Origin of the sequence: Mucilaginibacter sp. OK283 (assembly GCF_900110415.1) — a bacterium.
Taxonomy (GTDB): domain Bacteria; phylum Bacteroidota; class Bacteroidia; order Sphingobacteriales; family Sphingobacteriaceae; genus Mucilaginibacter.
On record NZ_FODR01000001.1, the window covers coordinates 1,040,751 to 1,066,724 of the forward strand.

The window sequence follows — 25,974 nt, forward strand, 5'->3', positions numbered from 1 at the left end:
GGGTTTATTCCATCGCTATTTTTTTTGCTGATGTTCAATACATAATTTGTAATTTGCCGATACCTTTTTATCTACCTAACAAATTATGAAAACTATTTTATCAGCCTTTGTTTTGACCATTGCAGCAACTATAGCCTATAGCCAGGAAAAACCGATGCCTTTATATCCAAAAGGCATACCCAACTCAAAACCAACACCGGCAGCCTATGTAGAAAAAACGGATGCCAATAACTGGATAACAGGTGTAAGTGTGCCAACCCTAACCACCTACCTGCCCGAAAAAGGGAAAGCCAACGGTGCTGCTGTTGTAGTTTGCCCCGGCGGCGGGTATTCTGGCTTAGCCAATGCGCACGAGGGGATGGCCATATGCCGGGAGTTTAATAAAATTGGTGTAACCGCCTTTTTATTAAAATACCGTTTGCCAAGTGATGATATTATGGTTGATAGGTCGATTGGCCCGCTGCAGGATGCGCAGATGGCTATATATACCGTCCGTAAAAATGCTAAGGAGTGGGGCGTTGACCCTGCAAAAATTGGCATCATCGGTTTTTCGGCCGGCGGTCACCTGGCATCAACCGAGGGTACACATTTTGATAAGCCTGTAATTGATGATAAAGATAACATTAGCCTGCGCCCCGATTTTATGATGCTGATATACCCGGTGATTAGCTTTGGCGAACAGGCCCACGTTGGCTCTCGCGAAAATTTGATAGGTAAAACACCATCGCAGGCGCAAGTTGATTTGTACTCCAACGAAAAACAAATTACCACCAACACCCCGCCCACGTTTTTGGTACATGCCAAAGATGATAACGTAGTACCTGTGCAAAACAGCTTGATGTTTTATGATGGCTTATTAAAAAATAAAATTAAAGCCGAGATGCACATTTTCCAGGAAGGCGGCCATGGCTTTGGGATGAATAACTCAAAAAACAAAGGCAAATGGTTTGACTGGGCTACAAGCTGGCTTGAAGAGAATGGTTTTTTGAACGGGAAGTAATTATAGGTCAGTAAGCCTGATGAAGAATTTTTTATTAACAATACTGCTGAGTGCCTTGGTTTTGCCTGTGCTGGCGCAAAAAATTACTTACAAAAGGGTTGCGAATGAAGGCCTTGTGGAAGTTTTGAATAACATAGAGAGTTATCATACAATTGAAGCAAATAGCTTTGCTGTTAATGTTTTTGTTGTGGCCAGGCCCCGTGAAAGTGCTGGAAACCCCGAGACAGATGAAACTATGGAAGCCATTTACATCGCCACTTCCGAATTTGATTTGGCACCGGAACAACATTTATTCAAGCTTACATCAGTTTATAATGCTAAAATTATCAGTTGGTCTAAGTCAAAAAAAAGTCCACAGTTTGTATTTACGTATGGGCCTGTGAATAAGCTAAAGAGTGTGATCGTTTCGGTATCTTTAAAGGGTTTGAAGATAGAAGAAAAAGCAATGTGAAAGGTAGTGCAGCATTGGGATGTATTTTAATTTATAAATCTTAATTTCCAAAACTTCACAAGCCTGGATTGGTTTAAATTACGATGCAACACAAACTGCCTTTTATAACTCTCCTTCTACTCGCTTTTCTTAAATCAAATGCCCAACAGCCTGTAGATAGTAATGTTACCAACCACCCCAAGCGCGAATTTCGCGGTGTTTGGGTAGCCACTGTCGAAAATATCGACTGGCCTGCTACACCCAATGAAACTACCGCCCACCAGCAACAGGAATTATTAACCATTTTAGATGCCCATCAAAAAACGGGTATCAATGCTATTATGCTCCAGATTCGGCCTGCTGCTGACGCTTTTTATGCTAAAAGTCGTGAGCCCTGGTCCAAATGGCTTACCGGGAAGCAGGGCCTGGCGCCTAACCCCGTTTACGATCCACTGGAGTTTGCTGTTAGCGAAGCGCATAAACGCGGAATGGAGTTGCACGCCTGGATAAATCCATACAGGGCAACTAAGGATAGTGCCTATTCGCAGCTTAGCCCACAGCATATTACCCGTATAAAACCCGAATGGTTTTTTACTTACGGCGGCATGAAGCTGTTTAACCCCGGCCTGCCCGAGGTAAGGGAGTACATCGTGCAGGTGGTGTTGGATATGATAACCAATTACGATATCGATGGTATTCACATGGACGATTACTTTTACCCTTACCATGTAGCCGGCCAGCAAATAAACGATCAGCAAGCCTATCAGCAATACGGCAAAGGTTTTACCAATATTGACGATTGGCGGCGCGATAATGTAAACACCCTGATAAAAATGCTGAACGATAGTATCCATCAGCATAACCCACGGATGAAGTTTGGCATTAGCCCATTCAGTATTTGGGCCAACAAAACCCAGCTGGCCAATGGTTCTGATACGCATGGCAGCGACTCTTATTACGCTCTGTATGCCGATTCGCGCAAGTGGGTGCAGGAGGGCTGGGTAGATTATATTAACCCGCAGCTTTACCGCCCCATTGATGATAAACTGGTGCCGTTTAAAACGATGATTGACTGGTGGGGCAACAATGCCTATGGCCGGCATTTGTACATTGGGCAGGCACCATACCGTATTATCGAAAATAAACTGCCCGGTTTCAGGTTGCCGGGCGAACTGCCGGGCCAAATAAAATACCTGCGTAAAAACGCGAGGGTGCAGGGCAGCGTATATTTTAGTTCCAATTCATTAATGAATAATCCGCTGGGTTTTACAGATTCGTTGCGGGCAAATTATTACCATTATCCGGCCCTGCCGCCGGTGATGCTCTGGCGCGATTCAATAGCGCCAAATGCGCCGGTAGGGCTTATCGCGAAGCCAGAGGCTAACGGCGTTAAACTGATGTGGCAAACACCATTGACAGCAAAGGATAATGAGCCGGTTTATGGCTATGTAGTTTATCGTTTTAGCACAGTTGCTAAACTAAACTTAGATAATGCCGAAAACATATTAAGCATTCAATATAACAGCAACACCTTCTATTTGGATACTACCGCAGAGAAAGGGAAAACGTATATTTATGTGGTTACTGCTATTGACCGGCTGAAAAATGAAAGTGAGAAAGCGTTCCCGGTTGAAGGGGTACGGTTATGATATGCCGATTGAAAATCACAGCCAGCTTATGAGTTTAAATCCCATTATAAAAAGTGTTGTCATTTCGATTCCTCGAAGGGATGGCCAAGGTTGGGAGGGGTAAGAATCTTATACCTCATGTATTCCAAGAAAAAACGATGTCATAAAACAAATCGTATAAGAGTTTTCGCTATGCTCAAGAGATAGTTTCTCACTCGTACCTCGTTTCGAAATGACAATTATTTTATTATACGCTGATTTATTCCTGGATTATTATCCAATATCCCCAACAATTCATTCAACTCCACCACCTTATCTGCCGCCCCTAAGTTTTCGTAGGCGCTTATCAGGTTACGGATAACGCGTTTAATAATATCGGTGTTGGAGCAGGGCTCATAAAACTGCTTGTCGAACTTGAGGTTAAGCTGCTTTAAAAACATATCTACATCGCGGCGGCCAAAAATAAAGCCTTTGTTAAAGGCATTGATATAAAACAGGATACCACCTTCAAAATTAGTTTCCATGCTTTCGTCAACATAGGCCAATATAAAGTGTTGCGGCAGGTTTACGCCGTATACCGGGATATCCAGTTTTTGGGCTATGATGGAGTAGATGATGGCCAGCGAGATCTGGTTGCCTTTTTTTGTTTCAAGAACCTGGCTCAGGTAGCTGTTTTGCGGGTCGAGGTGGTTGGAGGTATTGCCGCTGAAACCGTAGATATTGTAAAATACATGGTTGATGAGCTTGATCTGCTCCTTAGGGCTGGCCTCGTTCATCATCTGGATCCAGATATCGCGTTTAATGGATTCTACCTGGTTAATAACCCTTTGTTCGTCCAGGTCGGGGTATTGATAGCGGTTAATGATCAGGACGCCTTGCAGCAGGTCAAATGCGCCGCTTTGATGCCACAACTGCAAGTCGGTTTTTAACGATCCAAATTGAATTTCGTGCACCAGGTTAGCAATCCGCTCCTGTTGTATGGCATCAAAAGCCTGCTCAAAAGCGGTTTCCAGGTAGGCTATCACTTCGCTGCCGTAACCAAGCAATTTTTCGTGCACGTGATCATAGATCTCGTTATCGGGATCATCCAGCAATCGGATCAAAGAGTTTACTTCTGTCGGATTTATCATATGCTATAATGCTAAAATACTAAACTTTTTTACTTTTGCGGGGATGTGGAATCTCAGATTTGTGCAAGATTATTTACAACACCGGTTTACGGCCAATAACCGGCATGGCATTCACTCGCCATTTGTTTACAAACTGATTGACCACGTAATTTATGATTACACCGACCAAAAGGTATACCACGAGCCCGGATTTGTACAAAAAACAGGAGATGGAACTATAGGGTTAAAGCTCAAAATAGCCCGGCTAATTTACCGACTGGCAAAATATTTTAATCCGGCCAATATTATCGAACTGGGATCAAAAGGGGGTGAGGTAGGTGTTTATTTGCACCAAGCAGCTCCCAACGCCAATTTTTTCCTGCCGAAAAACGATGCTGAATTTGCGCGCCTTGATAAAACACAACCGGCTCTTGTGATTATTCATGGCGATAATTTACGGCAGGAAACAATAAGATACTTCGATCAATATCTGCCCGAAGTACATCCGGATACCATTATGCTTTTTACCGGCATGTACCTGAATAACCAACTGAAGCAAGCCTGGAACCAAGTTAAGCTAAACCCCAAAGTTACCCTCACCATCAACCTGTTTTGGATAGGACTGGTGTTTTTTAAGCAAGACAGGAAAGAAAAGGAACATTTTAAAGTGAGGTATTAAAAATACGCTCGTCGGGAAGGTTATCGCCTGGCATCACTCTGTTGCAGGGTTATTCTTCTGTTAAAACTGTAAACTCAAAATCAAGTGGTCCAAAATGGCGGATGAGTTCGTCAATGAACATTTGTCCCCATCTTACATACATCAAACCAAAGTTTTCGGTGCGTTCCTGCAAACTGTCTTTAGGGAAAAGCTCGGCTTTAACTACAGCCAATTGTTCGAGCCTGGTAGCATAGTTGCGTTTTTCTGCTTTGATCAGTTTTTTCTCCAGGTTATCTATGGCGTGTTTTAACCTTGCCTGTACTGCAGCTGCGGAAGGCGATAGGGTAGGGTCAATTTTATAGGAACGGAGTTTTATCTTTTCGAACAAGGCGCTCATTTCGCGCCATTCGCCTTCAAGGCTTAAGGTATGGTTGCTGTGTTTTTTTATCCAGTCGGTTTTAAGCGTATCGTTTGGTTTAAACAAATCGGCGGCCGTAAGGTCCATGTGTTTAACTTTGGCTGCCTGGTCCTTCTTTACAACCAGTGCCGAGTTACGCAGGATGAGTATGGGGAAATCAACCTTGTAGAAATCGAAATTAGATTTTAGTTCCAGCCAGTAAACCACCTCCGCACCGCCGCCAATGTAGGCTATGTTTGGCAAAATGCATTCCTGATACAGGGGGCGCATTACTACGTTAGGGCTGAAACGCTCCGGGTAAGTGGCTATTTCTTCCTTCAATTCCGCTTCAGTAAAACGGATTTCGGTATTCATCACCTGATAGCTGTCATGCTCAAATATTACGCGCTCGCGCAGGCTATCCTTCAGGTAAAAAAAGTTAATCTCGCGCGGGTTTACCTGGATGTGCACACTAAGTTTGTGCAGTTGCTCATTAGTGGCCGTGATGTTTTTAAAGCTGTTTTGATTGATGATATCCTGCTCCATAATTGGGGCAAACTGCTTTTTAAACTCATGGTCGTCGGCATCGATGATCACTAAACCATATTGGCCAAACAGCGCGTTTACCAGGTAACGGGTAGCATCGGCCAGTTTATCAAATTTGGTATAGGCGGTTTCTACAATTTCGGCAACCTCTACGGCGTGGCCCTCCATCCCTAACACACCTTTATACTGGTTTAGCGCCTGCCGCATAGTATCGGGATTGATACGGCCGGTTGCTCCCGAAGCTTCATACCACCAATGCACTTTTTTGCCGCCGATGTTGGTATAGTTGATCTCGGCAAAGTCATGGTCCTCACTGGCCATCCAGTAAACGGGCACAAAGTTTTTGTCGGGATGAGCAGCTTTTAATTGTTGGGATAATTTAATTGCGGTTGCAATTTTATAAAGAAAATAAAGCGGACCGGCAAAAATATTGAGCTGATGCCCGGTTGTAATGGTGTAGGTGCTGTCGAGTTTTAGGAGTTCTAAGTTTTGGGCGGTAAGTGGTTGTACGTTATACGTTATACGTTTTACGTTACCCTCACCTTCAGACTTCCCGACTTCCGGACTTCCCGACTTCCGGACTTCCTGACCTTCGGACTTCTCCGCGTATTGCTTTGATAAAACACGGTACAGAATTTCGCGATCGGCAACAACTTTTTTATTTTTCAGCAGTTCGGCAAATCCGTCCATATCCGGGCGGTATCCGTAAAAAGGTTGCAGGTCGGCCCGGTTTTCGATGTAGTCAATAACAGTGGGCGAAAAAAATCCGGTTTCTTTATAACTTATACAGGAGGCTTCCATCTTGATTTTGGATTTCGGATGTTCGATTTCGGATTTAAAAAATCAGATAAGAAACATCGGCTAAGCATCAAAATATTAAATGCTGGTGTCGAAATTAGATTTTTAATCTCAATTCACTCAACAGCAAGCCGCAAATTAATATTATTTTACAATTTGTCCATAAAGATCAAAGTCTTCGGCACTGTCTATCTTCACGTTAACAAAGCTGCCAACGGTTGCATAATCAATGCTGGCATCAATTAAAACCTCGTTGTCAACTTCCGGAGAATCAAATTCTGTACGGCCAACAAAGTAGTTGCCGTCTTTTTTATCAACCAAAACCTTAAATGTGTGGCCAATTTTTTCCTGGTTTTTGTCAAAAGAAATTCCCTGCTGAATTTCCATAATGGCGTCGGCACGTTCCTGTTTTAGGTCGTCGGGGACATCATCTATCAGCGAATGGGCATGTGTTTTTTCCTCATGCGAGTATGTGAAGCAGCCAAGGCGATCGAATTTGGTGTCCTCAACCCATTGGGCCATTTCTTCAAAATCTTGTTGGGTTTCGCCCGGGTAGCCGGTGATGAGGGTAGTACGCATGGCAATGCCGGGCACTTTATCACGAATCTGGTTTACCAGGTCGATAGTTTTTTGTTTGGTGATACCGCGACGCATAGATTTAAGCATATCATCGCTGATGTGCTGTAATGGCATATCCATGTATTTGCAAATGTTATCACGCTCGTTCATTACATCTAAAACCTCCATCGGGAAGCCGGATGGGTAAGCGTATTGCAGCCTGATCCACTCTACACCGTTAACGTCGCTCAGGCGGCGTAATAACTCATCCAGATTACGTTTACCGTACAAGTCGAGGCCGTAGTAGGTTAAGTCCTGGGCAATGAGTATTAGTTCTTTGGTGCCGTTTTTTACCAGGTTTTGGGCATCTTTAACCAATTGGTCAATAGGTGTGCTCAAATGCTTGCCGCGCATCAGCGGAATGGCGCAGAATGAACATGGGCGGTTACAACCTTCGGCAATTTTAAAATAAGCAAAATGCGACGGAGTGGTTAATAAACGTTCGCCAATTAGTTCGTGTTTGTAGTTTGCCCCTACAGAAGCCAGCAGGTTTTGCAGGTCATTGGTACCAAAGTAAGCATCAACGTTGGTTATCTCGGCTTCCAGCTCTGGTTTGTAGCGCTCGCTTAAGCAACCGGTAACTATTACCTTACCAACTTTGCCTTGTTCTTTAAGTTCGCTATATTGGAGGATGGTATCGATAGATTCCTGTTTGGCGTTATCGATAAAGCCGCAGGTATTGATAACGATGATGTCGTTTTTACCTACTTTTTCGGCCTCGTGCACCACATCAAACTGGTTGCCTTTCAGCTGGCCCATCAATATCTCAGAATCGTATATGTTTTTTGAACAGCCTAAAGTAACCACGTTAACACGTTGTTTAACAGGTTTAGCTATCGGCCGGGAAATTTCTTTTGTCTTCATAACACACTAATCGTTGCAATGAAAAAATTGTCATTGCGAGGAACGAAGCAATCGCGAACTATACAAGGTTGAATTGCAAGGGAAGAGATTGCTTCGTCGTTCCTCCTCGCAATGACATAATTTTTATTGTTTGAATAAGGAGTCGACAAAAGCTTGCCTGTCAAACAATTGCAGGTGCTCCATGCCTTCGCCTACACCTATATATTTTACCGGGATTTTAAACTGATCTGATATCCCTATTACCACACCACCTTTAGCCGTGCCATCAAGCTTGGTTAAGGCCAGGGCGTTTACATTGGTGGCCTCGGTAAACTGCTTGCATTGCTCAATTGCATTTTGACCGGTTGATGCATCCAATACCAATAGTATTTCGTGTGGCGCGCCGGGAATTACCTTTTGCATCACATTTTTAATTTTGGTAAGCTCGTTCATCAGGCCTACTTTATTGTGTAATCTGCCGGCAGTATCAATTATCGCTACATCATCACCGTTGGCAACAGCCGAGCGAAGGGTATCATAAGCTACAGAAGCAGGATCGGAACCCATTGGCTGTGCCACTACTTTTACATCAACCCGTTTGCCCCAAAGTTGCAATTGATCGACGGCTGCCGCACGAAAAGTATCGGCAGCGCCAAGCACTACTTTATTGCCGGCTTGCTTTAGCTTATGTGCCAGTTTGCCAATAGTAGTAGTTTTACCTACGCCGTTAACGCCAACCACCATGATTACATAGGGCTTATGATCGCCATATTCAAAATTGCGGAAATCGTTACTGTTATTTTCGGCCAGGAGTTTTTGGATCTCATCTTTCAGCAACACATTCAGTTCGCCGGTGCCAATGTATTTATCGCGGGCTACACGTTCCTGAATGCGTTCGATGATCTTGAGCGTGGTTTTTACACCCACGTCTGATGTTACCAGGATCTCTTCCAAATCATCCAGCACATCATCATCAACGGTTGATTTACCTGCGACGGCCTTGGTTATCTTTGAAAAAAAATTATCCTTGGTTTTTTCTAAACCGGTATCAAGGGCTTGCTGCTCCTGCTGTGTATTTTCCTTTTTCTTAAAAAAATCAAATAATCCCATTTTAGATGTGCAGATTTTAGATTACAGATGTGCAGATTGTTTTTCTGAACCCGAATTAAGCGAATTTAGGAATTAATAGAATTCTGGTAATTTTTTAATTCGTTTAATTCCGGTTCAGACCTCAACAAAAAAGCCCTCTCGTAAAAACAAGACGGCTTCGATATTTTGATCAAAAGTTTAAGCAAATATTATTTGCCTGCAATGATGTCCTTAACAGCGTCGTTAGGAACAATTTGCTCTTTGAATGAATAAGCACCGGTTTTTGGTGATTTGTTCATTGTGATAACTTTTGAATATTCTTTGCCTTTACCTGCTACTTTCAGTGTTGCAACTACTTTCTTTGCCATTTCTTTTAATTATTGAATTAGTGAATCATTGAATTAGTGAGTTAACTGATGGTCAGGGATCTAAACCTAATCAACCAATCAACTTAATCAACCAATTACTTAATCTCTTTATGAACAGTTACTTTCCTTAAAACCGGGTTGAATTTTTTCATTTCCAGTCTTTCAGTTGTATTTTTTTTGTTCTTGGTGGTAATATAGCGAGACATGCCTGGCATACCGCTTGTTTTGTGTTCAGTACACTCTAATATAACCTGAACCCTGTTGCCTTTTTTTGCCATTTTCTTTTTATGTTGTACGCATCACCGTCACGGCTTACGTAATTTTTCAAATTATACTGTACGTCGTTAATTTTACAAGTTGTAAAACCGTTAACGTACAACTACTAAATGTATCCTTTTTTTACAAATTTATTGATACAGGCAGTAATACCATTTTTGGTGATAGTTTTTACTGCTGAAGTAGATACCTTTAAGGTAATCCATTTATCCTCTTCAGGGATATAAAACTTTTTAAGTTTTAAGTTAGGATGAAATCTGCGTTTAGTTTTAACGTTTGAGTTAGAAACGTTGTTACCAACTATAGATGCTTTTCCTGTTAGATCACAAATTCTTGACATGACAAATATTTTTAATTATCAACCCTTTATTCAAAAAGAGTTTGCAAATATCAGACTTTTTAATCAAATATTCAATAGCGGTATTAAAAATAATTCAAAAAGATTTTAGATAGGCTAAACACCTCAATAATAGCTGATTTTACGGGTTATGGTATCGGTTCTCGGATCAAAATGTAGTGGAGGATAGGCTTTATATCGAACTATAGCCTTTATCCAGTTTTTTTTCGAATCTACGACAGTATATTCATAGGTCTTCTTGGATAAAAGTAGATCAACTGGTTCATATTCTGTTTCTTCAATAACGCGGTTTTGTTTATCGTATTTATATCTGGTTGCCGTAGGTTCAAGTTTTGTTTCCCATTCCGCGTATATAAATTCAATTAGATTACCATGCTTGTCGTATTTATAACGGTTAACGTTATGAGTTATAATTGTGTCTCCTTTGTCATCTATAGGACGGCCTAATGTGTCAAAGTTTAGTTTGGATGATTCTTTACTCCCATTTGTTATTGTTTCCCCAATCATTGATTTAACCTTGCCGTTTTTGTCATTGTAAGTATAAGTTGTATTTTCTTTCGTTATCGTAGTGTCAGTTCTATTTTCCAGTATTGCTATACTCAACGTATTTACACTTGAAGTTAGCGTACGCCCTTCCTGGTCAATTGTAAGCCTTGTAAAATCGTATTTTGAAGAATAAGAATATATTTCTTTCACGTGTCCATTTAATGTTTCTGTTTTGCCATTGATATTAACCTTGGTTTTTGTTGAGTCTGTTTTTTTACAGGTGAAAACTAACAAACTAATAATAAGCAATATTGATGTCTGGTACCTCATAATTAAGTTAACTCATGGTGAATGAAACAATTGTAGATTTGATAAAAAAAGGATATTTTAAAAAACATAAAAATAAATCAAAAAACGGCTATTAGTACCCAAATGATGGTATTCTGCTTGTTTGCCATACACTTACCTTTTAAATTTATACACTTTTTAAATAATTTTAAAAAGTTGCAGAATTAATATTTACATCATATATAAATTATTAAATTAGGCCCTCCATTATAAACACTATGAAGATTACATCATTTGACGAATACAAGCAAGTATACCAACAAAGTATTGAGCAACCCGAAGAATTTTGGGCCGGTATAGCCGAAAACTTTTTATGGCAAAAAAAGTGGGATAAGGTATTGGACTGGAATTTTAAAGAGCCTAAAATAAAATGGTTCCAGGGCGCCAAACTAAATATAACCGAAAATTGTCTCGACCGTCACCTTGAAACTATTGGCGATAAACCGGCCATCATCTGGGAGCCTAATGATCCGCAGGAAGATCACCGGATATTAACCTATCGCCAGCTGCACGATAAAGTTTGCCAGTTTGCCAATGTTTTAAAAAATAATGGCGCAAAAAAAGGCGACCGTATTTGTATTTACATGCCAATGATTCCCGAATTGGCTATAGCCGTTTTGGCTTGTGCCCGTATTGGCGCTATCCATTCTGTAGTATTTGGCGGTTTTTCGGCACAATCCATTGCCGATAGGATAAACGATGCCGAGTGTAATATAGTTATTACTGCCGATGGCGGCTTCCGTGGCAATAAGGCCATACCGTTAAAAGGTGTTATTGATGATGCGTTGGTGCAATGCCGGTCTGTTAAAAGAGTAATAGTATTAACCCGCAGCCGTACGCCGGTATCCATGATAAAAGGCCGTGACGTTTGGTGGGAAGATGAAGTTAAAAAGGTAGAAACCCAGGGTAACCCCGATTGCCCCGCCGAAGTAATGGATTCCGAGGATATGCTGTTCATTTTATATACCTCCGGCTCAACAGGCAAACCTAAGGGCGTGGTGCATACTACAGGTGGTTACATGGTTTATACAGGTTATACCTTTGCCAACGTATTTCAGTACAACAAAGGCGAGGTTTATTTTTGTACTGCCGATATAGGCTGGATAACCGGGCACTCATACATTGTTTATGGCCCGTTATCGCAGGGCGCAACAACCTTGATGTTTGAAGGCGTACCAACCTACCCGGATGCCGGCCGTTTTTGGGATATTGTAGATAAGTTTAAAGTAAATATATTATATACCGCGCCAACCGCTATCCGTTCATTAATGAGCTTTGGCGAGGAGCCTTTGAAAGGTAAAGACCTAAGTTCGTTAACCAAACTGGGTTCTGTAGGGGAGCCGATAAACGAAGAAGCATGGCACTGGTACGATGAAAAAATTGGCCACGGCAAATGCCCTATTGCCGATACCTGGTGGCAAACAGAAAATGGCGGGTTAATGATATCGCCAATTTGCAACGTTACCCCAACTAAGCCGGGGTATGCAACTTTACCATTGCCAGGTGTACAGCCGGTACTGGTTGATGAAAATGGTAAAGTGATTGAAGGTAACGGCGTAAGCGGCAACCTTTGTATCAAGTTTCCATGGCCGGGAATGCTGCGTACTACCTATGGCGATCATGAACGCTGCCGCACCACCTACTTTGCCACTTACGAAAATATGTACTTTACCGGCGACGGTTGTTTACGTGACGAAGATGGATACTACCGTATTACAGGCCGCGTTGACGACGTGCTGAACGTATCGGGCCACCGTATTGGTACCGCCGAGGTAGAGAATGCCATCAACATGCACAGCAGTGTGGTTGAATCAGCCGTTGTGGGTTATCCGCATGATATTAAGGGGCAGGGCGTTTATGCCTTTGTGGTATGCCCCAACCAGCATGGCGATGCCGAACTTGCTCGCAAGGATATCACCATGACGGTTGCCCGCATTATAGGCGCTATAGCCAAGCCTGATAAAATCCAGTTTGTGACCGGGTTGCCAAAAACCAGGTCGGGAAAAATTATGCGCCGTATTTTGCGCAAAATAGCCGAGGGGGAAACATCCAACTTAGGTGATACCTCTACCTTGCTTGACCCTGCTGTGGTTGAAGAAATTAAAGCGGGAGCTTTGTAGGGTAAGAATCAAGAATCCGGAGGCAAGACAAACAACGTCTTGCCTCTTTTTTTGTAACTTGCAGCACATATCTAACTGTATGCATAAACGAAATTTATGTCGTTTAATATTATTTGCCTGTTTTGCAGTCTTAATTTCCCTGTTTTCATTTAAAAGCCATCCAAATCCTTCTGCACGATACAGACTCGATTTTTTTACCAAAGAGAACCAGTTTTACCTTTGTGATTCGGCATTTACCGGCGAAACAGGCGACCCTGGTTTTTGGACATCCTCGGCATATAACGATAGGATGGCAACTGCAAAAGACAGGGATATAGTTGGCCTCAGCATTGGAAGCTTTGGTCATGTAAAAGCACAGCTTGATATACTGGATGCCCCGAGCAGGGAAAAAGATTTTAAAAAATACGATCACGTGGTTGAGGCGGGTGTAAGGATAAGCTCGGGAATACTGGAAGTGCTTGATTATCCGGATAGCAAAATTCAACTAAAAGCCATCGTAACGCCTGGCTACTACCGCATCAGGGTTTATTCGTACGATTTGGCCAACAACGATCCCGAAGCAGATGAGGGTACAGACCATTACAAAATAGAGCTATGGCCCTCTCATGATTTTGAACGAAAAGTGTTGAAGCAGTTTGTGGAAGAATAGGGGGAGAGTCAAGAGATTAGAATCAAGAAGCTGCCATGACATGCATTAATTTGGCTCTTTATGCTTTTCGTCTTAACTCTTGATTCTAATATCTTGCCTCTTCCTCAAAAACCATATAGTTTCCGGGGTGTTATACAAATACATCTAAATAGAAAACATCATGGATAAATTACAAATTAAGGGCGGCTGGAACGAGTTGAAGGGTAAAATAAAACAAGCCTACGGCGATCTTACCGACGATGATTTAACTTACGAAGAAGGTAAGGACGACGAAACATTAGGAAAACTCCAGCAAAAAACCGGTAAAACGCGCGATGAACTGGTGAAATGGATAAACAGTTTATAATAAGGAAAAAGGCCCCGGGAACGGGACCTTCTTATTTGAAAACCTTTTCAAGTTCTGTTGCAAAACCCGGCAAGATCATAGATTTGAGTGTTTCGCTTTTTTGCGCTTTTTGATGAAGGTAATAAGCGCCATCCCTTAACACATAAAGGTCGGCGTTTTGCGCTATAGGGTCAATAATGATGTATTCTTTTACACCGTATTTTTCGTATGTGTCTTTTTTAGGGCGAAGGTCATAATAGGCGTTCTTTTCCCATAGAACTTCAACAACTATATCGGGCGCGCCGTAAACATAATCCCTAATGATATCGCGCCTTTCTTCGGCAACGTAAACAATGTCTGGCTGAAAGGAGTTTTGATTGCCGAGTATTACTTCAATTGGTCGCATTAAATAAGTGCCTTCGTTTTTAACCTGTCTTCATAAGTTATAAAGGCTGTAGCTACCGCTGCAAGGGTAAGTTGATGATTTACTGTTCGGGATGGCCAATCAATCAAGCACCCGTTGATGTATTGGTAAGGTGCACCAACGGGCATCTGCAGATATTCATCAAGAGTTATTTCTTTTCAGTCGTCAGCATAAATCAAATATAATTAATTTCGCATGATGAAATCAATCAAACCAACCATACTCGTTGTTAACGATGATGGTATAACCGCCCCCGGCATCAAAGTATTAATTGAAGCCATGAGCGAGATAGGCAGGGTAGTGGTTGTTGCGCCCGATAGTCCGCAATCGGGCATGGGGCATGCCATTACCATAGGTAAACCCTTGCGTTTAGATAAGGTAGATATTTATGAGGGCATCGAAATGTACCGCTGCTCTGGTACGCCGGTTGATTGTGTGAAGCTTGCCGTAAATAAAGTATTTAAAGGGCTTAAGCCCGATTTATGCGTATCGGGCATTAACCATGGCTTAAATAATTCCATTAACGTATTGTACTCCGGCACCATGTCGGCAGCTGTTGAAGGCGCTATTGAAAGTATTCCATCTATTGGTTTTTCTTTAGATGATTATAACCTGGATGCTAACTTTAGCCATTGCGTTAAATATATTAAGGAACTTGCCCTGCAGGTTTTAGCCAATGGTTTACCGGCAAATACGTTACTTAACGTGAATTTTCCGAACACCCACGATATTAAAGGAATCAAGATTTGCCGGCAGGCTAACGCCAAATGGGCCGAAGAATTTGATGAAAGGGTTGATCCGCATAAGCGACCTTATTACTGGCTCACCGGGGTTTTTCAGTTAAACGATGGTGGCGAGGATACCGATGTTTGGGCTTTGGAGCACAATTACGCATCGGTAGTTCCTGTTCAGTTTGATATGACGGCGCACCACGCCATCCCGTTTTTAAACACCTGGGCATTTAATGTGTAAATTGCTGTGCTAAATAAAATACATGCTTAAAAATAACAGTATATTGGTTGGTTTACTTGGTGGCTCGATATTGCCGGGTATCAGCCTGTTTATTTTTTTATACCTGCTTAAAGGCAGCTTTTTGATATTAAATAAGCCGGGTATTCCGTATTTGGTTGCCATAGCGCTGAATCTTTTTATCATCCGATATTGTTTTAAGCAGGGGAAAGACAATACAGGCACGGGGATGATATTGATCACCTTTGTATTTACGGCAGCGGTGTTTTTACTCAAATTGCAACCCATCCGATGAAGTATTACCTGGTAGCCGGCGAAGCTTCGGGCGATTTACACGGGGCCAACCTGATGAAGGCGCTAAAGGAGCTTGATTCCGCGGCGGAATTTCGCTTTTTTGGCGGTGACCTGATGCTGGCTGAAGGCGGAACTTTGGTGAAACATTATGCAGATATGGCCTTTATGGGCTTTGTAGAGGTGGTTGTTAACCTGCGCACCATTCTCAAAAACCTGAAAGCCTGTAAAGAGGATATTGCCGCATATCAACCCGATGTTTTGGTGCTCATAGATTTCCCGGGTTTTAATTTAAAAATAGCGGAATATGCCAAAACCATCGGCTTGTCGGTTAATTACTACATTTCGCCCAAAGTATGGGCCTGGAACCAAAAACGGGTATTAAAAATCAAGCGGATAGTTGATCATCTGTTTTGCATATTGCCTTTTGAAGTTGATTTTTATAAAAGCTGGGGAATGGATGTTGATTATGTAGGCAATCCGTTGCTGGATGCAATAACTGCATTTGAGCCTAATCCCGAATTTTTAAAGCAAAATAATGTATCTGGTAAAAAGATCATAGCGCTGTTGCCGGGCAGCCGCAAACAGGAAATAAATTATTTATTGCCGGATATGATTGCCGTAGCCAGGCAGTTTAAAGACTATCAGTTTGTTATAGCAGGAGCGCCATCATTTAAGCCAGGGTTTTACAGCCAGTTTGTTAAGGATACCAATATTCCTGTAATATTTAATGCCACATACGATTTGTTAACCAACGCGCATGCCGCCATTGTTGCCTCGGGAACTGCAACTTTAGAGACTGCCTTGTTTAACATACCACAAGTAGTAGTATATAAAGGCAACGCGTTAACCATCGCGATAGCCCGTATGTTGGTAAAAATTAAATTTATATCGTTGGTTAATCTTATTGTGGATAAGGGCATAGTAAAAGAGCTTATCCAGGAAGACTGTAATGAGCTGAAAATAGCTGCCGAACTTGGTGCACTGATTAATGAAGGCAGTTACCGTGAAACGATGTTGAAAGATTATGATGCCCTTGACCAAAGGATGGGCCAACCCGGTGCATCGGCCAAAACCGCGAGCCTGATTGTTAAATACGCCAAAAAAAATAAAGCCCTGTTTTAGCAGGGCTCTATCGTTTTGATAGGTGCGATGTTGTACTTTAATAGGTAGATGTAGATATATGATGGTCAGGCAGCTTTACGTGTTGATTGTACTACTACCTTCTTGTTGTTGTGCACAAATTGATTTCTTACTTTGAAGTTCCTAAGATCTTCCAATAAAATGTTCAGTAACTCGTCGTCAAAGCGGGCAATTAATTCGCTGATGGCTGGATTTGTTTTAGAAGCTTTCATAGGTAGATGTTTTATATATAGGTAAGTGTGTTGTAAGTTTTAATTAGGCTGCGGTTGCTAAACGGGTTGCTTTAGCTTTTATAGATTTCAAATCATTCATCAGTAACAATTTTAATTCGTTATCAAAACGCGCTACTAATTTGTTGGTAGATAATTTTTTGGTGCTTTTCATAGTTTTAGTTTTTTTGTATGTTTTAAATGTCTTTGTTTAATCGTTTTTTTCAGTCTCCTGGTTTTCGGTAAGGTTATTTTTGCGGCGTTTTGCTTCATTGTATTGCCTTAAAATTTGCTCCTCATCGCGTGCATCTGTTGTTTTTGTTGGCTCCACCGGGTTTTCCCATTCCTTTTCGCTTTCCTTAACCGTTGTTTTCTTAGTTTCCATAACAGCTACGTTTGCTGAGTAGTATTCCAACAGCGTGCCAAAAAGTCAAAAAAAGTCATTGGTGGCTCAAGATATTTTTACAATAACATGTAAATATCTGTTTTTGAGTAACTTTTATTTTTAATAAAAATTCAAATTTTTGAAAGCGTGGATTTCAAAACGCAAAAATCACTGTTCGCTTAGTACTCAATAACCGAACACTTGCTTTAATTCCGAACGTTTTTTTTGTAGTTAATAAAGTGCGCAGCCAGCGCGATGGCTGCCAATGTAACACCAATGGCACACACGCCGGTCCACTGGTAAGTTTTCCAAACCAGGCTGGCCAAAAATGTGCCCGATGCGCCGCCTATAAAATAACACACCATGTATACCGTGTTTAGCCTGTTACGCGCCTCTGGGATCAAGCCGAATATGATAGATTGGTTAGAAATATGTGTAGCCTGCACACCCATATCCAATACAATTACCCCTATAATTAAACCAACGATGCTGCTGTTGGAGAAATAGAAGATGATAAAAGAAACGAGTACTAATAATAGTGTATATCCTGACAGTTTGTATGAATCCATTCTGTCGCTTAACCTGCCCATTAAGCCGGCTGCCAACGCGCCAAACGCGCCGACTAATCCAAAGAGGCCGGCAACAGAACTACCTTCGTTGAATTGGGGCTGTTTTAGTAAAAATACCAGCGTTGTCCAAAACGCGCTAAAACCGGCAAAGCATAGGGCCCCCCGGAAGGCAGCCATCCTGAGTTTTGGCTGAGTTTTAACCAGGTGGATGAGCGATTTCATCAGGTTTTTATAATTGCCTTTATAATCGGGTTCAACTTCGGGCAAAAAGAAAAATATCATTAGCCACATGGCCAGCATTAACCCCGTAGCTATATAGTACATTGTACGCCAGCCAAAATGTTGGCCAATAAAACCACTTAGCGTACGTGATAATAGTATACCTATCAACAGGCCGCTCATTACAAAGCCAATTTTTTTACCGCGTTCGGCCGGTTTGGCCAGGTGCGCGGCCATAGGTATCAGTAATTGTGGTATTACCGAAGATGCCCCCACTAAAAATCCGGCTATTGTTAACACCAGCACCGATGGTGCTACCGCGCTTATTAATAACGAGATAATGACAAGGGCAAAATCTATCAATATTAATCGCTTACGTTTAAGCATATCGGCCAGTGGTATAATAAACAATAAACCGGTTGCATATCCAATTTGAGTAAATAGCGAAACCTGCTGGGCTTTTTTATCAGAGATTTTAAAAGTGTGTGCAATATCGGCCAGCAAAGGTTGGTTGTAGTAAATATTGGCCACCACCAGACAAGTGGCAATGGTCATAATCCATAAAGTGAACGATGTTAAATGCGGGTGTGCTTTTGTAGGCGGGTTAGTTGTCATAAATTTAAAACTGTAAAACGCGCTGCAAAAATGAAGATGCAGTTTTTAAATTGTGCTTATTTAAAGTAAATTTTATCCCGGTGTTCACAATATCTTCAGATGTAGGAAGTTTAAATTGTCAATAAAAATTCGGATTTTTTTGATGGATGGGATTAAAAAAATGGATTTTATGTATTTTTTTATTTAAAGATGGTTTTTTGGAATAAAATTTGACATAAATTCAATTGAAAATCATTTTGAAATATTTTTTAAGTGATTTTTTGATTTTTATGCTGTTTGTTTCGACTTATTTTAACTTTTGATGGAAAAAAATGAAGGAAAGTATAAAATTATTTTTGTCTTTTTGGTTTTATAAAACGTAAGAATTAATTTTTTTAAAAATTATCACATTAATAATGAATTATTTGTATTTTTGAAAATCAAACAGCGGTATTAAGGTGTTTTGATAAAAGTTACAATAAAATTACAAAATAATTTTTAATAATATAAAAACTTAGTGTTACTTTTACACCGTAACACAAACACAAAAAAGTCTTCTCATAATTTAGGTTTATAATTGGTTAGTAAAGGCCCCTGCCCATCAGGGGCTTTACTTGTTTTAAGGACTTGAGTTTAAAACCATCATTTGAGTAATTTTGACGAAAATCTTCAGGGGTTAAAACTATTGAAGAATGCTTTCAGGGTTTATGTTTATATAATGGATTAAAATACTATGGAAAACAGAAATACTGATTTGACCATTCGGCTGGCATCAATCAAAGATGCCCAAGGTATACTTGATATTTACAATGATGCCATATTGAATACAACGGCCGTTTATAGTTATGAACCCCATACTATAGATATGCGCCTGCAGTGGCTGGAGGATAAGCGCCACCACAATATTCCTGTTTTAGTGGCCGAGGTTGATAGCATGGTAACCGGATTTGCAACTTATGGACCCTTCAGGGCGTGGCCTGCCTATCAGTATACCGTTGAGCATTCAGTATACGTTCACAAAGCCTACAGGCAACAAGGCATAGCCGAAAAACTTTTGCGGCAACTCATCGAAATAGTAAAACAGCAACCAATACATACTATCGTTGCGGGCATTGATGCCGGGAATGTCGCGAGTATTAAACTGCACCAGAAGCTTGGTTTTACAGAGATAGGTACTTTTAAGCAGGTTGGTTATAAGTTTGACCGTTGGCTGGATTTGAAATTTATGCAATTGATATTGGATAGCGATTTTAAGCCCGGTAGCTAATTTTTTAAAATCAAATTCTTTTTTAATACTTAAAATTATATATTTGCCACCCGCAACGGGGGATTAGCTCAGCTGGCTAGAGCGCTTGCATGGCATGCAAGAGGTCATCGGTTCGACTCCGATATTCTCCACTAAGATAATCAAGGCTTTACGATAATCCGTAAGGCCTTTTTTATTGTTAATAAAAAAATAAAAAATGTTGAAGCTGCCCGCAAAGAATCAACGTTAAATTTACTTACAGGAAAGTCTGGGTGTGATCATTAAACGTGACCTGCAACGATTTTTGGGCGGATTTATCCCTGTAAATTAAACAAGTCGCCAAAGAGTCAAAGATTATTGTACCCCAGACGAAGGAGCGCCTGATTATCAGGTGGTGATGGTGGTAAAAGGCTGTCTTGTGAGCAAACGGAATAATTTCGGTTTATTTTAATCCCGGCGCCGCCATTATTTGTATGGGGAACAGGCTTATCGCAAAAACTTATTAGTTATAACTGCTTGTATAACAAATTATATTGCGCCAATTTCCTTGCAGGTAAAATCTCAAATTACTTCTGTCTCAAATCTCATAACTCACATCTCAAATCTATCTTTTTAGCTAACTTAGCAGCGTTAAAAACACACAATGAAAAGAGATAAACTGATATTTAAACTTTTGGATGAAGAGCAACAACGCCAGGAGGAAGGCATTGAGCTAATAGCATCTGAAAATTTTGTAAGCCGTCAGGTAATGGAAGCAGCGGGTTCTGTTGCTACCAACAAATACGCCGAAGGTTTACCGGGCAAGCGCTACTACGGCGGCTGCGAGGTGGTTGACGAAATTGAAACCATTGCTATTGAGCGTGCCAAACAATTGTTCAACGCCGAGTGGGCAAACGTACAACCGCACTCTGGCGCGCAAGCTAACGCCGCGGTAATGCTGGCCTGCCTGCAACCTGGAGATAAAATATTGGGCTTTGATCTTTCGCATGGTGGCCACTTAACACATGGCTCCCCAGTGAACTTTTCCGGCAAATTATACGAGCCGCATTTTTACGGTGTAGTAAAAGAAACCGGTTTAATTGATTATGATCAGCTTAAAAGGGTTGCTTTGGAGCAAAAACCAAAACTGATCATCTGTGGTGCTTCTGCCTATTCACGCGATTGGGATTATGAATTTATCCGTGCCGTTGCCGATGAAGTTGGCGCTTTGGTATTGGCCGATATCTCGCACCCATCGGGCCTTATTGCCCGTGGCCTGCTGAAAGATCCGCTTCCGCATTGTCACATTGTTACTACAACCACGCATAAAACCTTACGTGGCCCGCGCGGTGGTTTAATTTTATTGGGTAAAGATTTCGAAAATCCATTCGGTGTAAAAACGCCAAAAGGCGAAACCAGGATGATGTCGTCCTTACTTGATATGGCTGTATTCCCTGGTACCCAAGGTGGCCCACTGGAGCATATTATTGCCGCTAAAGCCATTGCTTTTGGCGAGGCTTTAAGCGATAGCTACATGAAATATATTGTACAGGTTAAAAAGAATGCAGAAGCTATGGCCGAAGCATTTGTAAAACGCGGATACCAGATCATTTCGGGCGGTACAGATAACCACCTGATGCTTATCGATCTTCGTAATAAAAACATTACCGGTAAAGCTGCCGAGAATGCTTTGGTTAGTGCCGATATAACGGTAAATAAAAACATGGTGCCTTATGATGATAAGTCGCCGTTTGTAACTTCGGGTATCCGTGTGGGTACTGCTGCCATCACTACACGCCATATGAAGGAGAAGCATATGGAAGAGATTGTAGAGTTGATAGATGCCGTAATTTCTGACCCCGAAAACGAACATTCTATCAAGAAAATTCGTAAAAGGGTGCACAAACTGATGCACGACTTCCCGTTGTATCGCCAGGAAGGATCAGAATAAATAAATGGCAACAAAGCAGCATGGATTTATAGATGATGAGAAAGGGCGTTTAACCGCGCTGCAATCATACCATGTGCTTGATACACTGCCCGAAGAAGAATATGACGCTATAACGCGCCTGGCATCCTATATATGCCAGGCGCCTTTAGCCTTTATTACTTTTATCGACGATCACCGGCAGTGGTTTAAATCAAAAGTTGGCCTGCAGATTGATTATATCCCCAAAACTGATTCCTTTTGCCGCCATACTATTTTGGGCGATGATATAATTGTCGTTCCCGATGCCTCCAAAAATGATTTGTATGCCAATACCGATCTGGTAAACGGCGATATGGGGATCCGATTTTATGCGAGCGCGCCTTTGATTGACCCGCAAGGTTACCGCATAGGTACACTTTGCGTTTTTGATCAAAAAATAAAGGTTCTGAACGTTGAACAGGAAGACGCGTTAAAAACACTTGCCAAAGATGTGATGTCGCACCTTGAGTTGCGTAAACAGAAGCGCGAATTGGAGCACAACCTGCAAATTCATAAAGATTTTTACAACCTGTTTGATAGTTCGCCCGATGTTCATTGCATTATGGACAGGGATTTTAACATTGAACAGATCAATCGCTCGGTTGATACTGTTTTGGGTATTAGTCCCGAAAAGGCTATTGGTCAGCCCATCTGGAATTTTTTCCCCGAAGAAGAAAGGGTTCGGACTTTGAATGTGCTTAAAACAGGGCTAAGTAAGCAACAACGTAAATTTGATATTGAAACCATTGTTTTAACACCCGAAGAAGCTATTAAATGGGTAAGCTGGTCGGTTAAATTTAGCGGTGATAAATGGTTTGCCAGTGGACGCGATATTACCTATCAAAAACATATCTCGCAGGAGTTTGAACAATTGGCGCTGGTGGCAAGTAAAGTTAGTAACGGCGTTGTAATAAGCAACGCTGCCGATGAGGTTGTTTGGGTGAATGATGCATTTGAACACATTACTGGTTTTACCTTAGCCGATGTCAAAAATAAATGGTTGGGTGCTACACTCAAAGGCACCGTTGTAGATGCGGCTGCCGAGGCTAAATTGATCGCCTCGATAAAAAATAAAGAGTCATACGAGGTTGATCTTTTAATAACACCCAAAAACAGTAAGCCTTTATGGGTTACGGTTATTAATTCTGCAATACGTAACAGCAAGGGCGAAATCGATAAATATATCAGGGTGATTATTGATATATCGGCCCGTAAAAAAGTTGAGCAGGATCTGGAGATATTATCTTTTGCAGCCCGAAAATCGCCCGGAGGTATATTTATCCGTGATATCGAGGGGCGGTTTATGTGGATGAACCAGGCCCTTGAAACTATTATAGGTTATTCATTTGCCGAGCTGGAAGGGAAGGCAATTGGTACATCGTTGTTGGGAAAGGACTCTGACCTGAGTGTTTTTGAAGGCGCTGTACAGGCTGTTAAAGAAAACCGGCCGTATGAGGTTGAAATAAAAATATACAAAAAAGACGGCACGCCAATATGGGTCTGGCTTTCAAACAGCCCTATATTTAACGAAGTGGGGAAAGTTGACCGGCAGATAGGCGTAATGGTTGATATCACAGAACGTAAAAAGGCCGAAGAAGAGCTCACGCTGTTATCCCTTGTGGCAAGCAAGGTTACCAGTGGCATTGTTATTAATAATAGTGAAGGCCGGGTTGAGTGGGTTAATGAGGCTTTTGAGAAAATTACAGGCTACCGGATAAATGAGGTAAGTGGCAGGCATCTGGGCGATATATTAAAGGGGGCGCTAACCGATGTTGCCATTATCGAGCGTGCACGTGAGCTTTCCAGAAACAAACAATCTTTTGAGGTTGATTTGCTAATTTACCGTAAAGACGGCCAGCCTTTATGGGTTTCTGTAATCAATTCGGTGATATCAGATGCAAGTGGAAAAGTTGACAAATACGTTGAGGTAATTATTGATATTACCGAAAAAAAGAAGGCCGAAATACAATTGATTGCCGCCAAAGAAGAAGCGCTGCAATTGAGCAGGGCCAAGGATATGTTTATATCGGTAATGAGCCACGAAATTCGTACGCCGCTTAATGCCGTTATTGGCATGTCGCACTTGTTGCTGGATGAAGATCCATTGGAATCGCAGAAAGAAAATCTGGGCATTCTTAAATTTTCGGCCGAAAATTTACTGACGCTGATAAACGATGTGCTTGATTTTGCTAAGATGGAAACAGGTAATGTGGAACTTGAGTATGCGCGGATGGACCTGCGCGATATGGTACAGAGTATCAATAACTCATTGCAATACAAAGCAGTCGAAAAAAATATATATCTTAGCAAAAGCATTGATGACACTGTGCCGTCAATTATTTTAGGCGACCGAACCCGTTTAAGCCAGATAATTTTAAACCTGGTGAGCAACGCGGTTAAGTTTACCGAAAAAGGGGGCGTTAACGTTGATTTGAAAGTTATCCAGGAAACGGATAAGGATGTAAGGATTAGGTTTTCGATCACAGATACCGGTATAGGTATTGCGCCTGATAAAATAAATGTAATATTTGAGCAATTTAAACAAGCCGAAGCCGATACTACACGTAAATACGGGGGCACAGGATTAGGCCTGGCCATCAGTAAACGCCTTATTGAATTGCACGATTCGCGTATTAACGTGGATAGCGTGCCAGGTCAGGGTTCAACTTTTTGGTTTACCATTACTTTCAATAAAGCAGATAAGCAACTAAATAGCAATAATAACAAAGTGGAAGAAGGACTGAAAATTAACGTTTTAGTAGTTGATGATAACCAGATAAACAGGTTATTGATCAATAAAATCCTTAAAAAATGGGGCGCGGATGCTGATTTTGCCGAAAACGGGCTCGAGGCAGTAAACAAGGTTGTAGCCAACCAAAATTATAATGTAGTGTTGATGGATATACATATGCCCGAAATGGGCGGCCTGGAAGCTACCCAGGTGATCCGTTCAAATCCCGAACCATATTTTCAGCAATTGCCTATCATCGCTTTAACCGCATCTATGCTTAGCAACCAAATGGGCGAAATAGATAACGCCGGGATGAACGATTACATCCTGAAACCATTTGATCCAAAAATACTTTTCGAAAAATTGAGCAGGTATCAGCATCAATAGGCCCCCCAGCCCCCTGTAGGGGGAGCTAAAATAAACGCAGCTAACCGCTGCCGCGAGCTTCCAGCTCGTGGTTGCACATGGTTTCAGCTTTCAGCTGAACTTACTGGCAGGCTAAACCGCATAGGCAATTGTAGCAATACTCAGCTTCAGGCCAGGCACCTTCAATAACTCAATCCCACAAGCCTCCAGGGTCGATCCGGTAGTTACAATATCATCCACCAGCAAAACGTGCTTACCTTCCAGTCTGTCTGGTTTATCAACTGCAAATACTTCCTGCATATTTTCAAACCGGGCAAAGCGCGATTTATGGGTTTGGGTAACTGTGGCGACTTTCCGTATCAAATTATCCAATTCAACGGTAGCTGTCAGTTTATCAGCCAATCCATCGGCAAAACAGGCACTTTGATTGTAGCCGCGCTCTTTTAAACGCTTTTTATGAAGTGGAACTGGGATAATGTAATCTATGGTATTAAAAATCGGGTTCTCTTTTAATTGGTTGCCGGCAATATTTCCTGCAAGGTTACCAATTTGTTTCATGCCGCTATATTTAAAATGGTGCATCAGGTTTTGCACCCGGCCGCCTTTATTAAAAAAGTAAAGGGCATAGGCTGCTTCAATCTTTATTTTTCCATAAAACTGTTGCGCAACAATGTTATCGGCCTGGGTATGAAAGTTGGTAAATGGCAAATTATACCGGCAGTCCGAGCAAATGATACGCTCATTAGTTACCAGGCTGGCATTGCATGCGGGGCAAAGCTGAGGGAAAAGTAACGAAACAAAATCGGCAAGGTAGCCGCCTGGCAATTTCATGCC

General features: G+C 41.6%; 26 protein-coding genes, 1 tRNA gene and 1 pseudogene. 14 read left to right on the forward strand and 14 right to left on the reverse strand.

All coding sequences use genetic code 11. The annotated features are described in order from the left end of the window. Positions 1–85: 85 nt before the first annotated feature. The 3 genes from BMX56_RS04455 to BMX56_RS04465 all read left to right on the forward strand — a co-directional run bounded on the left by BMX56_RS04455 (position 86) and on the right by BMX56_RS04465 (position 3,079). Positions 86–1,000: an alpha/beta hydrolase gene (locus BMX56_RS04455; protein ID WP_090641258.1), complete on the forward strand. Its 915-nt coding sequence runs from the start codon at positions 86–88 to the stop codon at positions 998–1,000. A 19-nt stretch (positions 1,001–1,019) separates the two neighbouring features. Then, positions 1,020–1,451 (forward strand): hypothetical protein, encoded by a 432-nt coding sequence (locus BMX56_RS04460; RefSeq protein ID WP_090641263.1) that lies wholly within the window; start codon positions 1,020–1,022, stop codon positions 1,449–1,451. Positions 1,452–1,534: 83 nt separating this feature from the next. Then, the gene (locus BMX56_RS04465) at positions 1,535–3,079 is read left to right on the forward strand and encodes a glycoside hydrolase family 10-like protein (protein WP_090641268.1); all 1,545 of its coding nucleotides are present in this window, start codon (positions 1,535–1,537) and stop codon (positions 3,077–3,079) included. A 218-nt stretch (positions 3,080–3,297) separates the two neighbouring features. Here the strand turns inward: BMX56_RS04465 and BMX56_RS04470 are convergent, their stop codons facing one another. Next, complete coding sequence (locus BMX56_RS04470; RefSeq protein ID WP_090641275.1) at positions 3,298–4,188, reverse strand: transglutaminase family protein; 891 nt, start codon at positions 4,186–4,188, stop codon at positions 3,298–3,300. A 43-nt stretch (positions 4,189–4,231) separates the two neighbouring features. On the opposite strand from BMX56_RS04470, the gene BMX56_RS04475 reads away from it, so the two are divergent. After that, entirely contained in the window at positions 4,232–4,846 is a 615-nt protein-coding gene (locus BMX56_RS04475; RefSeq protein ID WP_090641281.1) for a hypothetical protein, read from the forward strand. A gap of 49 nt (positions 4,847–4,895) precedes the next feature. Here the strand turns inward: BMX56_RS04475 and bshC are convergent, their stop codons facing one another. The 7 genes from bshC to BMX56_RS04510 form a co-directional block, all read right to left on the reverse strand. Next, complete coding sequence (gene bshC, locus BMX56_RS04480; RefSeq protein ID WP_090641288.1) at positions 4,896–6,569, reverse strand: bacillithiol biosynthesis cysteine-adding enzyme BshC; 1,674 nt, start codon at positions 6,567–6,569, stop codon at positions 4,896–4,898. A gap of 141 nt (positions 6,570–6,710) precedes the next feature. Beyond that, a complete protein-coding gene (gene rimO / locus BMX56_RS04485; RefSeq protein WP_090641294.1) occupies positions 6,711–8,048 on the reverse strand; it encodes a 30S ribosomal protein S12 methylthiotransferase RimO in 1,338 nt (445 codons plus the stop codon). A gap of 123 nt (positions 8,049–8,171) precedes the next feature. Further along, positions 8,172–9,137, reverse strand: a complete 966-nt coding sequence (ftsY, locus tag BMX56_RS04490; RefSeq protein ID WP_090641298.1) for a signal recognition particle-docking protein FtsY — start codon at positions 9,135–9,137, stop codon at positions 8,172–8,174. 188 nt (positions 9,138–9,325) lie between these two features. Next, positions 9,326–9,484 carry a DUF4295 domain-containing protein gene (locus tag BMX56_RS04495; RefSeq protein ID WP_090641302.1) on the reverse strand — a complete coding sequence of 53 codons (159 nt, stop codon included), beginning with the start codon at positions 9,482–9,484 and terminating at the stop codon, positions 9,326–9,328. A gap of 95 nt (positions 9,485–9,579) precedes the next feature. After that, positions 9,580–9,762: a 50S ribosomal protein L33 gene (rpmG, locus tag BMX56_RS04500; protein ID WP_067063463.1), complete on the reverse strand. Its 183-nt coding sequence runs from the start codon at positions 9,760–9,762 to the stop codon at positions 9,580–9,582. Positions 9,763–9,866: 104 nt separating this feature from the next. Beyond that, a complete protein-coding gene (gene rpmB / locus BMX56_RS04505; protein ID WP_090641306.1) occupies positions 9,867–10,100 on the reverse strand; it encodes a 50S ribosomal protein L28 in 234 nt (77 codons plus the stop codon). Between the two features lie 123 nt (positions 10,101–10,223). Then, on the reverse strand, positions 10,224–10,934 hold the full coding sequence (locus BMX56_RS04510) for a mitochondrial porin family protein (RefSeq protein ID WP_090641313.1): 711 nt from the start codon (positions 10,932–10,934) through the stop codon (positions 10,224–10,226). Between the two features lie 236 nt (positions 10,935–11,170). On the opposite strand from BMX56_RS04510, the gene acs reads away from it, so the two are divergent. The 3 genes from acs (at position 11,171) to BMX56_RS04525 (ending at position 14,067) form a co-directional block, all read left to right on the forward strand. Then, positions 11,171–13,072 (forward strand): acetate--CoA ligase, encoded by a 1,902-nt coding sequence (gene acs, locus BMX56_RS04515; RefSeq protein WP_090641318.1) that lies wholly within the window; start codon positions 11,171–11,173, stop codon positions 13,070–13,072. A gap of 79 nt (positions 13,073–13,151) precedes the next feature. Next, the gene (locus BMX56_RS04520) at positions 13,152–13,721 is read left to right on the forward strand and encodes a hypothetical protein (RefSeq protein ID WP_090641325.1); all 570 of its coding nucleotides are present in this window, start codon (positions 13,152–13,154) and stop codon (positions 13,719–13,721) included. Positions 13,722–13,881: 160 nt separating this feature from the next. Beyond that, on the forward strand, positions 13,882–14,067 hold the full coding sequence (locus BMX56_RS04525) for a CsbD family protein (RefSeq protein ID WP_090641334.1): 186 nt from the start codon (positions 13,882–13,884) through the stop codon (positions 14,065–14,067). Positions 14,068–14,098: 31 nt separating this feature from the next. Here BMX56_RS04525 and BMX56_RS04530 read toward each other — a convergent pair. Further along, positions 14,099–14,458: pseudogene (locus BMX56_RS04530) on the reverse strand (Uma2 family endonuclease); the annotation flags it as partial. A 210-nt stretch (positions 14,459–14,668) separates the two neighbouring features. On the opposite strand from BMX56_RS04530, the gene surE reads away from it, so the two are divergent. Genes surE through lpxB form a run of 3 tightly spaced genes read left to right on the forward strand, consistent with a single transcriptional unit; the run spans position 14,669 to position 16,855 of the window. Further along, the gene (gene surE, locus BMX56_RS04535; protein WP_090641345.1) at positions 14,669–15,442 is read left to right on the forward strand and encodes a 5'/3'-nucleotidase SurE; all 774 of its coding nucleotides are present in this window, start codon (positions 14,669–14,671) and stop codon (positions 15,440–15,442) included. Between the two features lie 22 nt (positions 15,443–15,464). Next, entirely contained in the window at positions 15,465–15,734 is a 270-nt protein-coding gene (locus tag BMX56_RS04540; RefSeq protein ID WP_090641350.1) for a hypothetical protein, read from the forward strand. Beyond that, a complete protein-coding gene (gene lpxB / locus BMX56_RS04545) occupies positions 15,731–16,855 on the forward strand; it encodes a lipid-A-disaccharide synthase (RefSeq protein ID WP_090641356.1) in 1,125 nt (374 codons plus the stop codon). Before BMX56_RS04540 ends, lpxB begins: the two co-directional genes overlap by 4 nt. A gap of 65 nt (positions 16,856–16,920) precedes the next feature. Here the strand turns inward: lpxB and BMX56_RS30035 are convergent, their stop codons facing one another. The 4 genes from BMX56_RS30035 to BMX56_RS04555 all read right to left on the reverse strand — a co-directional run bounded on the left by BMX56_RS30035 (position 16,921) and on the right by BMX56_RS04555 (position 18,870). Beyond that, the gene (locus BMX56_RS30035; protein WP_177183706.1) at positions 16,921–17,085 is read right to left on the reverse strand and encodes a hypothetical protein; all 165 of its coding nucleotides are present in this window, start codon (positions 17,083–17,085) and stop codon (positions 16,921–16,923) included. Between the two features lie 43 nt (positions 17,086–17,128). Next, on the reverse strand, positions 17,129–17,257 hold the full coding sequence (locus BMX56_RS30460) for a hypothetical protein (RefSeq protein WP_255369770.1): 129 nt from the start codon (positions 17,255–17,257) through the stop codon (positions 17,129–17,131). Between the two features lie 36 nt (positions 17,258–17,293). Further along, on the reverse strand, positions 17,294–17,467 hold the full coding sequence (locus BMX56_RS30040) for a hypothetical protein (RefSeq protein WP_177183707.1): 174 nt from the start codon (positions 17,465–17,467) through the stop codon (positions 17,294–17,296). 206 nt (positions 17,468–17,673) lie between these two features. Beyond that, entirely contained in the window at positions 17,674–18,870 is a 1,197-nt protein-coding gene (locus BMX56_RS04555; protein ID WP_218152375.1) for an MFS transporter, read from the reverse strand. A 712-nt stretch (positions 18,871–19,582) separates the two neighbouring features. On the opposite strand from BMX56_RS04555, the gene BMX56_RS04560 reads away from it, so the two are divergent. The 4 genes from BMX56_RS04560 to BMX56_RS04575 all read left to right on the forward strand — a co-directional run bounded on the left by BMX56_RS04560 (position 19,583) and on the right by BMX56_RS04575 (position 25,161). Next, a complete protein-coding gene (locus BMX56_RS04560) occupies positions 19,583–20,116 on the forward strand; it encodes a GNAT family N-acetyltransferase (protein WP_090641367.1) in 534 nt (177 codons plus the stop codon). Between the two features lie 57 nt (positions 20,117–20,173). Further along, positions 20,174–20,247, forward strand: a tRNA-Ala gene (locus tag BMX56_RS04565). 491 nt (positions 20,248–20,738) lie between these two features. Next, a complete protein-coding gene (gene glyA / locus BMX56_RS04570) occupies positions 20,739–22,025 on the forward strand; it encodes a serine hydroxymethyltransferase (RefSeq protein ID WP_090641370.1) in 1,287 nt (428 codons plus the stop codon). 4 nt (positions 22,026–22,029) lie between these two features. Continuing rightward, on the forward strand, positions 22,030–25,161 hold the full coding sequence (locus tag BMX56_RS04575; RefSeq protein ID WP_090641374.1) for a PAS domain S-box protein: 3,132 nt from the start codon (positions 22,030–22,032) through the stop codon (positions 25,159–25,161). Between the two features lie 111 nt (positions 25,162–25,272). Here the strand turns inward: BMX56_RS04575 and BMX56_RS04580 are convergent, their stop codons facing one another. Continuing rightward, entirely contained in the window at positions 25,273–25,971 is a 699-nt protein-coding gene (locus tag BMX56_RS04580) for a ComF family protein (protein ID WP_090641377.1), read from the reverse strand. Between the last annotated feature and the right edge of the window lie 3 nt (positions 25,972–25,974).

Bases quoted from the DNA above. Each gene is read 5' to 3' on its own strand.
- BMX56_RS04455 (WP_090641258.1), top strand. From the start codon at position 86: ATGAAAACTATTTTATCAGCCTTTGTTTTGACCATTGCAGCAACTATA.
- BMX56_RS04460 (WP_090641263.1), top strand. From the start codon at position 1,020: ATGAAGAATTTTTTATTAACAATACTGCTGAGTGCCTTGGTTTTGCCT.
- BMX56_RS04465 (WP_090641268.1), top strand. From the start codon at position 1,535: ATGCAACACAAACTGCCTTTTATAACTCTCCTTCTACTCGCTTTTCTT.
- BMX56_RS04470 (WP_090641275.1), bottom strand. From the start codon at position 4,188: ATGATAAATCCGACAGAAGTAAACTCTTTGATCCGATTGCTGGATGAT.
- BMX56_RS04475 (WP_090641281.1), top strand. From the start codon at position 4,232: ATGTGGAATCTCAGATTTGTGCAAGATTATTTACAACACCGGTTTACG.
- bshC (WP_090641288.1), bottom strand. From the start codon at position 6,569: ATGGAAGCCTCCTGTATAAGTTATAAAGAAACCGGATTTTTTTCGCCC.
- rimO (WP_090641294.1), bottom strand. From the start codon at position 8,048: ATGAAGACAAAAGAAATTTCCCGGCCGATAGCTAAACCTGTTAAACAA.
- ftsY (WP_090641298.1), bottom strand. From the start codon at position 9,137: ATGGGATTATTTGATTTTTTTAAGAAAAAGGAAAATACACAGCAGGAG.
- BMX56_RS04495 (WP_090641302.1), bottom strand. From the start codon at position 9,484: ATGGCAAAGAAAGTAGTTGCAACACTGAAAGTAGCAGGTAAAGGCAAA.
- rpmG (WP_067063463.1), bottom strand. From the start codon at position 9,762: ATGGCAAAAAAAGGCAACAGGGTTCAGGTTATATTAGAGTGTACTGAA.
- rpmB (WP_090641306.1), bottom strand. From the start codon at position 10,100: ATGTCAAGAATTTGTGATCTAACAGGAAAAGCATCTATAGTTGGTAAC.
- BMX56_RS04510 (WP_090641313.1), bottom strand. From the start codon at position 10,934: ATGAGGTACCAGACATCAATATTGCTTATTATTAGTTTGTTAGTTTTC.
- acs (WP_090641318.1), top strand. From the start codon at position 11,171: ATGAAGATTACATCATTTGACGAATACAAGCAAGTATACCAACAAAGT.
- BMX56_RS04520 (WP_090641325.1), top strand. From the start codon at position 13,152: ATGCATAAACGAAATTTATGTCGTTTAATATTATTTGCCTGTTTTGCA.
- BMX56_RS04525 (WP_090641334.1), top strand. From the start codon at position 13,882: ATGGATAAATTACAAATTAAGGGCGGCTGGAACGAGTTGAAGGGTAAA.
- surE (WP_090641345.1), top strand. From the start codon at position 14,669: ATGAAATCAATCAAACCAACCATACTCGTTGTTAACGATGATGGTATA.
- BMX56_RS04540 (WP_090641350.1), top strand. From the start codon at position 15,465: ATGCTTAAAAATAACAGTATATTGGTTGGTTTACTTGGTGGCTCGATA.
- lpxB (WP_090641356.1), top strand. From the start codon at position 15,731: ATGAAGTATTACCTGGTAGCCGGCGAAGCTTCGGGCGATTTACACGGG.
- BMX56_RS30035 (WP_177183706.1), bottom strand. From the start codon at position 17,085: ATGAAAGCTTCTAAAACAAATCCAGCCATCAGCGAATTAATTGCCCGC.
- BMX56_RS30460 (WP_255369770.1), bottom strand. From the start codon at position 17,257: ATGAAAAGCACCAAAAAATTATCTACCAACAAATTAGTAGCGCGTTTT.
- BMX56_RS30040 (WP_177183707.1), bottom strand. From the start codon at position 17,467: ATGGAAACTAAGAAAACAACGGTTAAGGAAAGCGAAAAGGAATGGGAA.
- BMX56_RS04555 (WP_218152375.1), bottom strand. From the start codon at position 18,870: ATGACAACTAACCCGCCTACAAAAGCACACCCGCATTTAACATCGTTC.
- BMX56_RS04560 (WP_090641367.1), top strand. From the start codon at position 19,583: ATGGAAAACAGAAATACTGATTTGACCATTCGGCTGGCATCAATCAAA.
- glyA (WP_090641370.1), top strand. From the start codon at position 20,739: ATGAAAAGAGATAAACTGATATTTAAACTTTTGGATGAAGAGCAACAA.
- BMX56_RS04575 (WP_090641374.1), top strand. From the start codon at position 22,030: ATGGCAACAAAGCAGCATGGATTTATAGATGATGAGAAAGGGCGTTTA.
- BMX56_RS04580 (WP_090641377.1), bottom strand. From the start codon at position 25,971: ATGAAATTGCCAGGCGGCTACCTTGCCGATTTTGTTTCGTTACTTTTC.